This window comes from Streptomyces sp. sk2.1 (assembly GCF_008120935.1).
Classification (GTDB): domain Bacteria; phylum Actinomycetota; class Actinomycetes; order Streptomycetales; family Streptomycetaceae; genus Streptomyces.
Genome location: NZ_RDBO01000077.1, coordinates 876,366 through 889,609, shown reverse-complemented (window position 1 = coordinate 889,609; position 13,244 = coordinate 876,366). Strand labels below are relative to the sequence as shown.

Sequence of the window (13,244 nt, the reverse complement as noted above, 5' to 3'; positions counted from 1 at the left end):
CGGGGACGGTGCGGGGGTGTGTCGTCGGGTACGTCGCGGAGGCGGGCTCGGCGCGGCGGCCCTCCGCCGCGGGTACGTAGCGGAGGCAGCGCGTCAGTGGTGTGCGGGAACGCCCGTCAGCGCGGTGACCACCGGGTCGAGGGCCTGGTTGATCTCGTCGCCGATGGACCGGAAGAAGGTGATCGGGGCCCCGTACGGGTCATACACCTCGTCCGCCTCGGCGGTGGGGGCCAGCAGCCAGCCGCGCAGCGCGGCGGCGGCGCGGACCAGCGCGCGGGCGCGCTCGACGACGCCCTCGTCCCGCGGGTCCGGCAGGGTGGCGGGGTCTATCGCCCGGACCAGCCGGGTGAACTCCTTGAGCGTGAAGGTGCGCAGGCCCGCCGAGTGCCCCATCGAGATCACCTGGGCGCGGTGGTCACGGGTGGCGGTGAGCACCAGGTCGGCGCGGATCACGTGCTCGTCGAGGAGTTCCCGGCCGACGAAGCCGGCCGGGTCGGCGCCGAAGTCGGCGAGGACGGTCTCCGCGTTGGCCTCCATGGGTGCCCCCTCGTGTCCCCAGGTGCCCGCGCTCTCCACGATCAGCCCGCCGCCGAGCGGATCGCCGAGGCGGTCCACCAGGGCGTGCCGGGTCAGCCGCTCGGTGATCGGTGAGCGGCAGACGTTGCCGGTGCTGACGTGGAGGATGCGGAAGGTGTCGGCCCGCCCCGTTATGCCACGCCCCTCAGGGGCGGTCAATTCGCCACCTCGAGGTCGGGTACCACCTTGCGGAGTTCCTCGACGGAGAGCGCGCCGGCCCTCAGCAGCACGGGGACCTTGCCGGTCACGTCGACGATCGACGACGGCACGATGCCGGGCGTCGGGCCGCCGTCCAGGTAGACGGAGACCGAGTCCCCGAGCATCTCCTGGGCCGCGTCGCAGTCCTCGGGGGACGGGTGGCCGGTGAGGTTGGCGCTGGAGACGCCCATCGGGCCGACCTCCGTGAGCAGCTCGATGGCGACCGGGTGCAGCGGCATCCGGATGGCGACGGTGCCGCGGGTGTCGCCGAGGTCCCACTGGAGCGACGGCTGGTGCTTGGCGACGAGCGTGAGGGCGCCGGGCCAGAAGGCGTCGACGAGCTCCCAGGCCTGCTCGGAGAAGTCGGTGACCAGACCGTGCAGGGTGTTCGGGGAGCCGATCAGGACCGGGGTCGGCATGTTGCGGCCGCGTCCCTTGGCGTCCAGCAGGTCGGCGATGCCCTCGGCGCTGAAGGCGTCCGCGCCGATGCCGTACACGGTGTCGGTGGGCAGCACGACCAGCTCGCCGCGGCGGACTGCCGACGCCGCCTCGCGCAGGCCCGTCTTGCGGTCGGTCGCGTCGTTGCAGTCGTATCGCCGTGCCATCAGCCGGCCTCCTCAAGCGTGTACGGGTATGACGGGTGCGGGCCGGGCGTGCGGTGGTCCCCGGTCACGGCATGGCCTTGCGGGCCGTGGCGAACCTCGGCCGGTTGTTCAGGTCGGGGTGGTCCGCGGCGTCCGCCCAGCCCCGTTCCTCGGTGAAGATCCACGGCACCTGGCCGCCCTGGGTGTCGGCGTGCTCGATGACGACGAGTCCGCCGGGACGCAGCAGGCGGTGCGCGGTGCGTTCGATGCCGCGGATGGTGTCGAGGCCGTCCTCGCCGGAGAAGAGAGCCATCTCCGGGTCGTGGTCGCGGGCCTCGGGCGCCACGTACTCCCACTCGGTGAGCGGGATGTACGGCGGGTTGGAGATGACCAGGTCGACCTGGCCGTCGAGCTCGGGCAGGGCGGTCAGCGCGTCCCCCTGATGGACGGTGACCCTGGACCCTTCGGCGTTCTTCCGGGTCCACTTCAGGGCGTCGTCGGAGAGCTCGACCGCGTGCACGCGCGAGCGCGGCACCTCCTGGGCCATGGCCAGGGCGATGGCGCCCGAGCCGCTGCAGAGGTCGACGACGACCGGTTCGACGACGTCCATCGCGCGCACGGCGTCTATCGCCCAGCCGACGACCGACTCGGTCTCCGGGCGCGGCACGAAGACGCCGGGGCCGACCTGGAGCTCCAGGTAGCGGAAGAAAGCGCGGCCGGTGATGTGCTGGAGCGGTTCGCGGGCCTCGCGGCGGGCGATGGCCTCCCAGTAACGGGCGTCGAAGTCCGCGTCCGGCACCCGGTGCAGCTCGCCCCGCTTGACGCCGTGCACGAACGCGGCGAGTTCCTCCGCGTCGAATCGCGGCGAGGGCACACCGGCGTCGGCCAGCCGCTGGGTGGCCTGGGCCACCTCGGCGAGCAGCAGGTTCATCGCGGTTCTCCGTACGGTGTTACGGGCGGGGCTGGCTTGTTTACGCGGCGGCGAGCTTGGCGGCCGAGTCGGCGTCGACGCAGGCCTGGATCACGGCGTCCAGGTCGCCGTCGAGCACCTGGTCCAAGTTGTACGCCTTGAAGCCGACGCGGTGGTCCGAGATCCGGTTTTCCGGGAAGTTGTACGTACGGATCTTCTCGGAACGGTCGACCGTGCGCACCTGGCTGCGACGTACGTCCGAGGCTTCCTGCTCGGCGGCCTCCTGCGCGGCGGCGAGCAGCCGCGAACGCAGGATGCGCATGGCCTGCTCCTTGTTCTGGAGCTGGCTCTTCTCGTTCTGGCAGGAGGCGACGACGCCGGTCGGCAGGTGGGTGATGCGGACCGCGGAGTCGGTGGTGTTGACGGACTGGCCGCCGGGGCCCGAGGAGCGGTAGACGTCGATGCGCAGGTCGTTGGCGTGGATCTCGACGTCGACCTCCTCGGCCTCGGGCGTGACGAGCACGCCGGCCGCGGAGGTGTGGATGCGTCCCTGGGACTCGGTGGAGGGCACCCGCTGCACGCGGTGCACCCCGCCCTCGTACTTCAGCCGGGCCCACACGCCCTGGCCGGGCTCGGTGGCGCCGTTGCCGCCCTTGGTCTTCACGGCGACCTGGACGTCCTTGTAGCCGCCGAGCTCGGACTCGGTGGAGTCGATGATCTCGGTCTTCCAGCCGACGCGCTCGGCGTAGCGCAGGTACATGCGCAGCAGGTCGCCGGCGAACAGGGCGGACTCGTCGCCGCCCGCGCCCGCCTTGATCTCCAGGAGCACGTCCTTGTCGTCGCTGGGGTCGCGCGGGACCAGGAGGAGGCGGAGCTTCTCGGTGAGCTCCTCGCGCTGCTTCTCCAGCTCCTTGACCTCGGCGGCGAAGTCGGGGTCGTCGGCGGCGAACTCCCGGGCCGTCTCGATGTCGTCCCCGGTCTGCTTCCAGGAGCGGTACGTCGCGACGATCGGGGTCAGCTCGGCATAGCGCTTGTTGAGCCTGCGCGCGTTGGCCTGGTCCGCGTGGACCGCCGGGTCCGCGAGCTGCTTCTCCAGATCGGTCTGTTCGCCGATCAGTTCCTCGACCGCCTCGAACATCTTCGGGCTCCTGGTTCCTTCACTCTGCGTGCCTGCTGGACGGCGTGGTGCCGACCGGACGGGGAGGCGGGAGGCCCCGCGCCCCCGGCCGGAAAAAACGCCGGTCCCGATGCCCCCGGAAGAGGGCACCGAGAACCGGCGCAGTGGCTCGCTACTTGCTGGCGGAGCCGGCAGCCTTGCCGAAGCGGGCCTCGAAGCGGGCCACGCGGCCACCGGTGTCGAGGATCTTCTGCTTGCCCGTGTAGAACGGGTGGCACTCGGAGCAGACGTCGGCACGGATGCTGCCGCCCTGGATGGTGCTCCGGGTGGTGAACGACGCGCCACAGGTGCAGCTGACCTGCGTCTCGACGTACTCGGGGTGGATGTCGCGCTTCAAGGGTTTCTCCTAGGTTCGGGAGGGCGCCGGGTCGCACGCGCGGATTGCGCGTCCGTGAACCGGGGCCGACGTACCAGTCTGCCAGGACCGGCCGTATCTCCCAAAACCGGGGGCGGTCCGCAACTATTCCCGGCTTGTCCGGTCATCCGTTCCCGGGCCGCCGGTCGGCACTTCACGACCCGCCGGTCGTCGCGCCACGGCCCGCCCGGTCGTCCGTTCCCGGGCCCGGGTCACCGGACGACGCCGCCCGCGACGCCCTTGTCGCCCGCCGACCCCTCGGTGGCGGAGGCGGGGATCGCCCGGTCCGCCTTCAGCGCCGCCCACACCTGCCGGGCGGACTCCTCCAGCGGCACGACGCGGTTCGGGTCGGCCGGGTCGTACTGCACGGGCAGGGTCACCATGTGGACGTTCTTCGGGGCGAGGCCCTTGAGCCCGTTGGCGAAGGAGGTGAGCTCCTCGACCGAGCCGAGGTCGGAGTCGGTGGTGACGGCCTTGGTGGCGGTGTCCGCGAGGTCGAACAGCTTCTTCGGGTTCGAGAACACCCCGACGCTCCTGACCTGCTCCATCAGCGCCTTGACGAACGCCTGCTGGAGCTGGATGCGGCCGAGGTCGCTGCCGTCGCCGACGCTCTTGCGGGTACGGACCAGGCCCAGCGACTGCTCGCCGTCCAGGGTGTGCGTGCCCGGTTCGAGGTTCAGGTGGCTCTTGGGGTCGTCGATCGCCCGGGTGGTGGTGATCTCCACGCCGCCCAGCTCGTCGATGAGCTTCTTGAAGCCGGTGAAGTCGACTTCGAGGTAGTGGTCCATGCGGATGCCGGACATCGACTCGACGGTCTTGACCGCGCAGGCCGGTCCGCCGACCTCGTACGCCGTGTTGAACATCGCGCGCTGCTCACCGGCGACGGGCTCCCCCGTGGTGTCGCTGGTGCAGTCGGGGCGGGTGATGAGGGTGTCGCGCGGGATGGAGACGACGGAGGCCGTTTCGTGGCCCTTGTTGATGTGCAGGACCATCGCGGTGTCGGAGCGTGCCGTGCCCTCGTCGGCGCCGTACGCGGAGTTGGCGCCGGACCGGGAGTCGGAGCCGAGCACGAGGATGTCCTGGGAGCCGTCGTCGACGTCGTCGGGGCGGTCCTTGCCGAGCGCCGCGTTGATGTCGACGGCCTTGAGGTTGCCGTTGAGCGTGACGTAGGCGTATCCGAGCCCGGCACCGCCGAGGATCACGGCACCGGCCAGGCTCCAGGCCGCGATCACCGTCGCCCTGCGGCGACGGGAGGGCTTCTTCCGGCGCTTGCCGGTGGGGCGTATTCGCCCGCCGCCCCCGCTCTGCTCGGCCATCCCTCTCCCTCGGTCGTCGGCGTTCGCCGGGCCGCTCGGCCCCGGCCACCGGACGGGTCCGCGCCGACGGCGCGCCCCGGTCACCTTTTCGCCGCCTTTGGCGACTTGTCGGTACTTGGTACGACGCGGCGGTACGAAGAAGGGTTGCACAGCCGACTGTTGGGTCCGTGTGAGGAAATACGGAGCGGTCGGCACTGATGGACAGCCGGTGACACCCCGCTCACCTGCGGTTTCTCGCCCTTCGCGGGCATCGCTGGGGCATCCGGCGCGACGGCCGCCGTGTGGCGAAGGTCTCGGGCCGGTACACGGAACGGGGCCGCCCCCGTCACCGAAGTGACGGGGGCGGCCCCGCGGTCCGACCGGTCCGACGACCGGTCCGCTGCGACGTCAGTCGTTGCCGTTGCCCGGCGCCGGCGTCGTCTTCTGGATCTGGAGCAGGAACTCCGCGTTGGACTGGGTCTTCTTCATCCGGTCCAGGAGGAGCTCGATCGCCTGCTGCTGGTCGAGCGCGTGCAGCACCCGGCGCAGCTTCCAGACGATTGCCAACTCCTCGCCGCCCAGCAGGATTTCCTCCTTGCGGGTGCTGGACGCGTCGACGTCCACCGCCGGGAAGATGCGCTTGTCCGAGAGCTTCCGGTCGAGCTTGAGCTCCATGTTGCCGGTGCCCTTGAACTCCTCGAAGATCACCTCGTCCATGCGCGAGCCGGTCTCGACGAGCGCGGTGGCCAGGATGGTCAGCGAGCCGCCGTCCTCGATGTTGCGCGCCGCGCCGAAGAAGCGCTTCGGCGGGTACAGCGCGGTCGAGTCGACACCACCGGACAGGATGCGGCCGGAGGCGGGGGCGGCGAGGTTGTACGCACGTCCCAGACGGGTGATCGAGTCCAGCAGGACGACCACGTCGTGACCCAGCTCGACGAGGCGCTTGGCACGCTCGATGGCCAGCTCGGCGACGGTGGTGTGGTCCTCGGCGGGCCGGTCGAAGGTGGAGGAGATGACCTCGCCCTTCACCGACCGCTGCATGTCGGTGACCTCTTCCGGACGCTCGTCGACCAGGACGACCATCAGGTGGCACTCGGGGCTGTTGACCGTGATCGCGTTGGCGATCGCCTGCAGGATCATGGTCTTGCCGGTCTTCGGCGGGGCCACGATCAGACCGCGCTGGCCCTTGCCGATCGGGGCGACCAGGTCGATGATCCGCGTCGTCAGGACGTTGGAGTCGGTCTCCAGACGGAGCCGGTCCTGCGGGTAGAGCGGCGTCAGCTTCTGGAACTCCGGGCGGCCCCGGCCGCTTTCGGGCGCCATGCCGTTCACCGAGTCCAGACGCACCAGGGCGTTGAACTTCTCGCGGCGCTCGCCGTCCTTGGGCTGGCGCACCGCACCGGTGACGTGGTCGCCCTTGCGCAGGCCGTTCTTGCGGACCTGGGCGAGCGAGACGTACACGTCGTTCGGGCCCGGCAGGTAGCCGGAGGTCCGGATGAACGCGTAGTTGTCGAGGATGTCCAGGATGCCCGCGACGGGGATCAGGACGTCGTCGTCCGAGACCGCGACCTCGCTCGCGAAGTCGTCACGGCCCCGACGGCCGCGGCGGTCGCGGTAGCGGCCCCGACGGCCGCGCCGGCCGCCCGCCTCGTCGTCGTAGCCGTCGTCCTGCGGGCCGCTGCCCTGCTGGCCCTGGCCCTGGCGCTGCTGGCGCTGGCCGCCCTGCTGGCCCTGGTCGTCGCTCTTGCCCCGGCGGTCGCGCTGCCGGTCGCGGCGATCCCCGCGCTCGCCGCGCTCCTGGCGGTCGCCGCGCTGGCCGCGCTCCTGGCGGTCGCCGCGACGGCCCTCGGCCGTGTCGGCGGCGGCCTCGGCGCGCTCCTCGCCCTTCGGCTCGGCCGGCGCCTCCGCCTTGGCCTCGGCGGGCTTGCTCTCGGCCTTGGTCTCCGGGCTGCCCGCCTGCGCGGTCGCACGGCGCCGACGGCGCTCGCCCGCGGGCTGGTCGTCGCTGGCCGGCTGGCCGGGGATGTCGATCTGCTGCTGGGCCGCGGCCTTCTCGGCGGGCGCGGCGGCGGAGTCGTCCCCGGTGCGCGCCTTGGAGGTGGCCCGGCGCTTCGGCTTGGTCTCGGCCTCCGCGGCGGGCGCGGCGGCCTTGGGCGCGGCGGAGCTACCGGCCTGCGCCTCCTTGATGACCTCGATCAACTGGCCCTTGCGCATCCGCGCAGTGCCCTTGATACCGAGGCCGGACGCGACCTGCTGCAGCTCGGCCAGGACCATGCCGTCAAGGCCGGTGCCGGAGCGGCGGCGCCGTGTGGTGGTGCCAGTGGCAGCACCTTCGGCGGGCGCGGCGCTGTCGACGCTCTTGTCGGCAGTCACGCCCATCAGATCGGTGGTGTCGCTCACGAAGGGTCCTTCCCTGGAGCGGACGTCGGCCTTCTGGCTCGGCGACCGGTTGTGCTGTCCGACTGCGGTCTTTTCTTGCGGACCGTGCCGGGGCGGTGGTCCGCCGGGTACGGCGGAGAGATGAAGGTGTGCAAGGGCCCGGCGCGAGATCCCCCTGCTCGGCCCACTCCTGGACGGGCGAGGGGTGTCGTGCCGGTTCCGGAGCGTGCACGAAACTGCTCAGGCAGGCTGCTCAGGCAGTTGGGGAGGCTCCCGGAAGAATTGGTGGTCCCGGAAAGGGACACGAAGCAACGCGCCACATAGACGTCGGTTGCAGACTTGAGGTTAACACTACCGGCTCCAACAAACATTCCCCCTCTCACTCACCGGCAATCACTTCTCGGCTACGGGGCGAGCGGCAGCACACTCGCGCCCGGGGCGTCGAGGGCGAGACGGTTGGCCGCCCACCCCTCGCCCGCCAGCTGTGCGACCTTGTCGGCCGCACCGTCCTCGGCCAGTGCGAGCACCGTCGGCCCGGCACCGGAGATGACCGCGGGAACGCCCTCGGCGCGCAGTCGGTTCACGAGCTCCACGCTCTGCGGCATCGCCGGGGCGCGGTATTCCTGGTGCAGCCGGTCCTCGGTGGCGGTGAGCAGCAGCTCGGGCCGCCTGGTCAGGGCCTCGACGAGGAGTGCGGCCCGGCCGGCGTTGAAGGCGGCGTCGACATGCGGGACCGTGCGCGGGAGCAGTCCGCGGGCGGTCTCGGTCAGGACCGGCTCGCTGGGTACGAAAACCACCGGAACGATGGATTCTGCGGGGTCCATCCTGATCGCGCGCGCCGATCCGCCGTCCATCCACGCGAGGGTGAATCCGCCGAGCAGACAGGCCGCGACGTTGTCGGGGTGGCCCTCGATCTCGGTGGCGAGCTCCAGCAGCGCGGCGTCGTCGAGCCGGGTGTCGGCGCCGGTCGTCACGGCGCGGGCGGCGACGATCCCGGCGCAGATGGCGGCCGAGGAGGAGCCGAGGCCGCGCCCGTGCGGGATGCGGTTGGCACAGACGATCTCCAGGCCGCGGGGCTGTCCGCCGAGCAGGTCGAAGGCCGTGCGCAGGGAGCGCACGAGGAGGTGCCTCTCGTCGCGGGGCAGCGTGTCGGCGCCCTCGCCCGCGATGTCGATGTGCAGTCCGGAGTCGGCGACGCGTACGACGACGTCGTCGTAGAGCCCCAGCGACAGGCCGAAGGCGTCGAAACCCGGGCCCAGGTTGGCGCTGGTCGCGGGGACGCGCACCCGGACGGCGGCGGCTCGGAAGGCAGGACCGGCCATCGGTTGGACGACTCTCCTTGTGAGGCGGCGGGGGTGGTGAAGCGATTTCTCTGTCGGCGGGGGCTGTGGCGGTGGGGAGTGGAATTCCGGGGAACCCGATGGCCACAACGGCCCCTGTACCGCGGCAGATGCGGCGGTACGGCTTGAGTACAGCTTATCGAAGGAAGGTTCTGTGGCGACATAGGGCGCACAGGAGGCGCACGATGCGTGTCGCACGCCTCCTATGCGCTCTCCGTCCCGAAAAGGGCGGTTGAGCTGGGTTCTTGCTCGCCGGGGAACGGCTTTCCGGCAATGGCGCACGGCGTTTGCCGACCGGTGTGCCGGGCTTTGCGCAGCGGCTCCGCGGGTCCTTCGCCGGACGGGTCCGCCGGGCCCTTCCGCGCGGCTTTCCGGCGCCCGGAACGGCTTTTCCCACTTCCTTCGGCGGCGCCGGGCCGGATTTTCCGCCGACCGGACGCCCCCGGCCCGCCGCGAACGGCTGCCGCGGGCGCCCTCGGGCCCGGCCGGCCGGAAAGGACCGCACCGGCCGGGCCCGGGGGTCCTACGCGAGGCCCAGCTTCTCGGCGGCGGTGGCCGCGTCGACGGGGACCGTGACCGGCTGCGGGGCACCCGCGACGGCCCAGTCGGGGTCCTTGAGGCCGTTTCCGGTGACCGTGCAGACGATCTTCTGGCCCGGGTCGACCTTGCCCTCCTCGGCGGCCTTCAGCAGACCGGCCACGGACGCGGCCGACGCGGGCTCGACGAAGACGCCCTCCTGCGAGGCCAACAGCCGGTAGGCGGACAGAATCTGGCGGTCCGTCACCTCGTCGATGAAACCGCCCGATTCGTCCCTGGCGTTCAGCGCGTACTGCCAGGAGGCCGGGTTGCCGATCCGGATCGCGGTGGCGACGGTCGACGGCTCCTTGACGATCTCGCCGCGGACGATGGGCGCGGAGCCGGACGCCTGGAAGCCCCACATGCGCGGGGTGTGCGTGGACATGCCGTCCCCGGCGTACTCCTTGTAACCCTTCCAGTAGGCGGTGATGTTGCCCGCGTTGCCGACCGGGAGGACGTGGACGTCCGGGGCGTCGCCGAGCGCGTCGACGATCTCGAACGCGGCGGTCTTCTGACCCTCGATGCGGACCGGGTTGACCGAATTGACCAGCGCCACCGGGTAGTTGTCCGAGAGCGAGCGGGCCAGCGTCAGGCAGTCGTCGAAATTGCCGTCCACCTGGAGGATCTTGGCGCCGTGCACGAGCGCCTGGCCCATCTTGCCGAGCGCGATCTTGCCCTGCGGAACGAGGACGGCGCAGACCATGCCGGCCCGCACCGCGTACGCGGCGGCGGAGGCGGAGGTGTTGCCGGTGGAGGCGCAGATGACCGCCTTCGCGCCCTCCTCCTTGGCCCGGGTGATGGCCATCGTCATGCCGCGGTCCTTGAAGGACCCGGTGGGGTTGGCGCCCTCGACCTTGAGGTGCACCTCGCAGCCCGTGCGCTCGGAGAGGACCTGAGCGGGGACGAGCGGCGTACCGCCCTCACGGAGCGTGACGACCGGCGTCGTGCTCGTGACCGGAAGGCGGTCCCGGTACTCCTCGATGATGCCGCGCCACTGGTGGGTGCCCTTGCTGGTCATGGGTCCTTACTCCCCTTCAACACGCATGATGCTGGCGACACCGCGCACGGTGTCGAGCCCGCGCAGCGCTTCGACGGTCGCCGAGAGGGCGGCGTCGGCCGCGCGGTGGGTGACGACGACGAGGGAGGCCTCGCCGCCCTGCCCGGCGACGGCCTCGTCGCCGCCGCTCGGATTCCTGCCCTGCTGACGGACGGTATCGATCGATACGCCCTGTTCGGCGAAGACCGTCGCGACCTGGGCGAGCACGCCAGGCTTGTCGGCCACGTCGAGACTGATGTGGTACCGCGTGACGACGTCGCCCATGGGACTCACCGGCAGTCGGGTGTACGCGGAGTCACCGGGGCCGGTGGCCTCGTTGAGCTTGTTGCGGCAGACCGCGACCAGGTCGCCGAGGACCGCGGACGCGGTGGGCGAGCCGCCGGCGCCGGGGCCGTAGAACATGAGCTGTCCGGCCGCCTCGGCCTCGACGAAGACCGCGTTGTACGCCTCGCGCACGGAGGCCAGCGGGTGGCTCAGCGGGATCATCGCGGGGTGCACGCGCGCGGTGACGGAATTCCCGTCGGCGGCGCGCTCGCAGATCGCGAGGAGCTTGACGGTGCAGCCCATGCGGCGGGCGGAGACGATGTCGGCGGCGGTGACCTCGGTGATGCCCTCGCGGTACACGTCGCCGATCCTGACCCGGGTGTGGAAGGCGATCCCGGCGAGGATGGCGGCCTTGGCGGCGGCGTCGAAGCCCTCGACGTCGGCGGTCGGGTCGGCCTCGGCGTAACCGAGCGCGGTGGCCTCGTCGAGCGCCTCGGAGTATCCCGCCCCGCTGGTGTCCATCCGGTCGAGGATGAAGTTGGTGGTGCCGTTCACGATGCCGAGGACCCGGTTGACCTTGTCACCGGCGAGGGACTCGCGCAGCGGCCGGACGAGCGGGATGGCACCGGCCACGGCGGCCTCGTAGTAGAGGTCCCGCCCGTGCTGCTCGGCGGCGGCGTGCAGGGCCGCGCCGTCCTCGGCGAGCAGCGCCTTGTTCGCGGAGACGACGCTCGCGCCGTGCTCGAAGGCGGTGGTGATGAGGGTGCGGGCGGGCTCGATGCCCCCGATGACCTCGATGACGACGTCGATGTCGCCCCGTTTGACCAGGGCCGTGGCGTCGGTGGTGATCAGCGCGGGGTCGACGCCCTCGCGCGCCTTGGAGGGCCGGCGCACGGCGACCCCGGCGAGCTCGACCGGGGCGCCGATGCGCGCGGCGAGGTCGTCGGCGTGCGTCGTCATGATGCGCGCCACCTCTGAGCCGACCACTCCACAGCCCAGCAGCGCCACCTTCAGCGGACGCGTACGCATCATCCGACCTCGTTTCCTTTACATCCGATGTGTGGACCAGTCTCACTCACCGGACGGGGGTTTCTGCTACCCGTCCGGATCCTGAGACATCTATTTCATCAGCCGACATCGAGACGCAGGAGATCTTCCTCCGTCTCGCGCCTGACGATCACTCGCGCCGCTCCGTCGCGCACGGCGACGACGGGCGGACGCAGGGCGTGGTTGTAGTTGCTCGCCATCGAGCGGCAGTACGCGCCGGTGGCGGGCACCGCGATCAGGTCGCCGGGGGCGATGTCGGACGGCAGGAACGCGTCCTTGACCACGATGTCGCCGCTCTCGCAGTGCTTCCCGACGACCCGGACGAGCATCGGCTCGGCGTCGGAGGTGCGCGAGGCGAGCGCGACGGTGTACTCGGCGTCGTACAGCGCGGTGCGGATGTTGTCCGACATGCCGCCGTCGACGCTGACGTACGTGCGCAGTCCCTCCAGGGGCTTGACGGTGCCGACCTCGTACAGCGTGAAGGCGGTCGGTCCGACGATGGCGCGGCCCGGCTCGACGGAGATCCGCGGGGTGGCGAGCCCGGCGGCCTCGCACTCGCGGGTCACGATGTCGCCGAGCGCCTTGGCGATCTCGTGCGGCTCGCGCGGGTCGTCCTCGGAGGTGTACGCGATGCCGAGGCCGCCGCCCAGGTCGATCTCGGGCAGTTCCACGCCGTGCTCGTCGCGCACCTCGGCGAGCAGTTGCACCACGCGCCGGGCGGAGACCTCGAAGCCGGCCATGTCGAAGATCTGCGAGCCGATGTGCGAGTGGATGCCGATGAGTTCGAGCCCGTCGAGGGTGAGCGCCCGGCGCACCGCCTCGGCGGCCTGTCCCCCGGCCAGCGCGATGCCGAACTTCTGGTCCTCGTGCGCGGTGGCGATGAACTCGTGGGTGTGCGCCTCGACGCCGACGGTGACGCGGATCTGGACGCGCTGCCGCCTGCCGAGCCGCTGCGCGATGTGCGAGACCCGGGCGATCTCCTGGAAGGAGTCGAGCACGATGCGCCCGACGCCGACGGTGACCGCCCGCTCGATCTCCTCGGCGGTCTTGTTGTTGCCGTGGAAGGCGATGCGCTCGGCGGGCATCCCGGCGTCCAGGGCGCAGGTCAGCTCCCCGCCGGAGCAGACGTCGAGGTTGAGTCCTTCCTCCTTCAGCCAGCGCACGACGGCGCGCGACAGGAACGCCTTGCCCGCGTAGAAGACGTCGGCGTCCCGTCCGAAGGCGTCGGCCCAGGCCCGGCAGCGGGCCCGGAAGTCGCTCTCGTCGAGGACGTAGGCGGGGGTGCCGAACTCCTCGGCCAGCCGGGTCACCCCGATCCCGCCGACGGTGACCGCACCGTCCTCGTCCCGGGTGACGGTACGGGCCCAGACCTTCGGGTCCAGGGCGTTGAGGTCGGCGGGCGGGGCCGTGTAGTGGCCCTCCGTCATGACGTCGGCGTGGCGGGGACCGGCGGGGTGTGCGGATCGGCTCATCGTGTTGCTCTGCT

11 protein-coding genes are annotated in these 13,244 nt (G+C 71.4%); all 11 read right to left on the bottom strand.

Annotated features, from left to right (window positions below; genetic code table 11):
* Positions 1-93: 93 nt before the first annotated feature.
* Positions 94-735: a protein-tyrosine-phosphatase gene (locus EAO76_RS31230; RefSeq protein WP_148839229.1), complete on the bottom strand. Its 642-nt coding sequence runs from the start codon at positions 733-735 to the stop codon at positions 94-96.
* Positions 732-1,379 carry an L-threonylcarbamoyladenylate synthase gene (locus tag EAO76_RS31225; protein ID WP_148839228.1) on the bottom strand — a complete coding sequence of 216 codons (648 nt, stop codon included), beginning with the start codon at positions 1,377-1,379 and terminating at the stop codon, positions 732-734. The genes EAO76_RS31230 and EAO76_RS31225 overlap by 4 nt, the downstream gene beginning before the upstream one ends.
* A gap of 64 nt (positions 1,380-1,443) precedes the next feature.
* The gene (gene prmC, locus EAO76_RS31220; protein ID WP_148839227.1) at positions 1,444-2,289 is read right to left on the bottom strand and encodes a peptide chain release factor N(5)-glutamine methyltransferase; all 846 of its coding nucleotides are present in this window, start codon (positions 2,287-2,289) and stop codon (positions 1,444-1,446) included.
* Between the two features lie 40 nt (positions 2,290-2,329).
* Positions 2,330-3,406: a peptide chain release factor 1 gene (gene prfA / locus EAO76_RS31215; protein WP_148839226.1), complete on the bottom strand. Its 1,077-nt coding sequence runs from the start codon at positions 3,404-3,406 to the stop codon at positions 2,330-2,332.
* A gap of 151 nt (positions 3,407-3,557) precedes the next feature.
* A complete protein-coding gene (gene rpmE, locus EAO76_RS31210; RefSeq protein WP_148839225.1) occupies positions 3,558-3,782 on the bottom strand; it encodes a 50S ribosomal protein L31 in 225 nt (74 codons plus the stop codon).
* A 230-nt stretch (positions 3,783-4,012) separates the two neighbouring features.
* A complete protein-coding gene (locus tag EAO76_RS31205; RefSeq protein ID WP_148839224.1) occupies positions 4,013-5,116 on the bottom strand; it encodes an LCP family protein in 1,104 nt (367 codons plus the stop codon).
* Positions 5,117-5,503: 387 nt separating this feature from the next.
* The gene (rho, locus tag EAO76_RS31200) at positions 5,504-7,495 is read right to left on the bottom strand and encodes a transcription termination factor Rho (protein ID WP_148839223.1); all 1,992 of its coding nucleotides are present in this window, start codon (positions 7,493-7,495) and stop codon (positions 5,504-5,506) included.
* A 383-nt stretch (positions 7,496-7,878) separates the two neighbouring features.
* The gene (thrB, locus tag EAO76_RS31195; RefSeq protein WP_148839222.1) at positions 7,879-8,796 is read right to left on the bottom strand and encodes a homoserine kinase; all 918 of its coding nucleotides are present in this window, start codon (positions 8,794-8,796) and stop codon (positions 7,879-7,881) included.
* A 541-nt stretch (positions 8,797-9,337) separates the two neighbouring features.
* Positions 9,338-10,408, bottom strand: coding sequence for a threonine synthase (gene thrC, locus EAO76_RS31190; protein ID WP_148839221.1), 1,071 nt, complete (start codon positions 10,406-10,408; stop codon positions 9,338-9,340).
* Positions 10,409-10,414: 6 nt separating this feature from the next.
* A complete protein-coding gene (locus tag EAO76_RS31185) occupies positions 10,415-11,743 on the bottom strand; it encodes a homoserine dehydrogenase (RefSeq protein ID WP_187438848.1) in 1,329 nt (442 codons plus the stop codon).
* A 95-nt stretch (positions 11,744-11,838) separates the two neighbouring features.
* Positions 11,839-13,230 carry a diaminopimelate decarboxylase gene (gene lysA, locus EAO76_RS31180; RefSeq protein WP_148839220.1) on the bottom strand — a complete coding sequence of 464 codons (1,392 nt, stop codon included), beginning with the start codon at positions 13,228-13,230 and terminating at the stop codon, positions 11,839-11,841.
* Between the last annotated feature and the right edge of the window lie 14 nt (positions 13,231-13,244).

What these genes read in the sequence shown, in the direction of transcription:
- thrB (WP_148839222.1), bottom strand. Translation starts at nt 8,796, where the DNA reads ATGGCCGGTCCTGCCTTCCGAGCCGCCGCCGTCCGGGTGCGCGTCCCC.
- prmC (WP_148839227.1), bottom strand. Translation starts at nt 2,289, where the DNA reads ATGAACCTGCTGCTCGCCGAGGTGGCCCAGGCCACCCAGCGGCTGGCC.
- EAO76_RS31225 (WP_148839228.1), bottom strand. Translation starts at nt 1,379, where the DNA reads ATGGCACGGCGATACGACTGCAACGACGCGACCGACCGCAAGACGGGC.
- prfA (WP_148839226.1), bottom strand. Translation starts at nt 3,406, where the DNA reads ATGTTCGAGGCGGTCGAGGAACTGATCGGCGAACAGACCGATCTGGAG.
- thrC (WP_148839221.1), bottom strand. Translation starts at nt 10,408, where the DNA reads ATGACCAGCAAGGGCACCCACCAGTGGCGCGGCATCATCGAGGAGTAC.
- EAO76_RS31185 (WP_187438848.1), bottom strand. Translation starts at nt 11,743, where the DNA reads ATGATGCGTACGCGTCCGCTGAAGGTGGCGCTGCTGGGCTGTGGAGTG.
- EAO76_RS31205 (WP_148839224.1), bottom strand. Translation starts at nt 5,116, where the DNA reads ATGGCCGAGCAGAGCGGGGGCGGCGGGCGAATACGCCCCACCGGCAAG.
- lysA (WP_148839220.1), bottom strand. Translation starts at nt 13,230, where the DNA reads ATGAGCCGATCCGCACACCCCGCCGGTCCCCGCCACGCCGACGTCATG.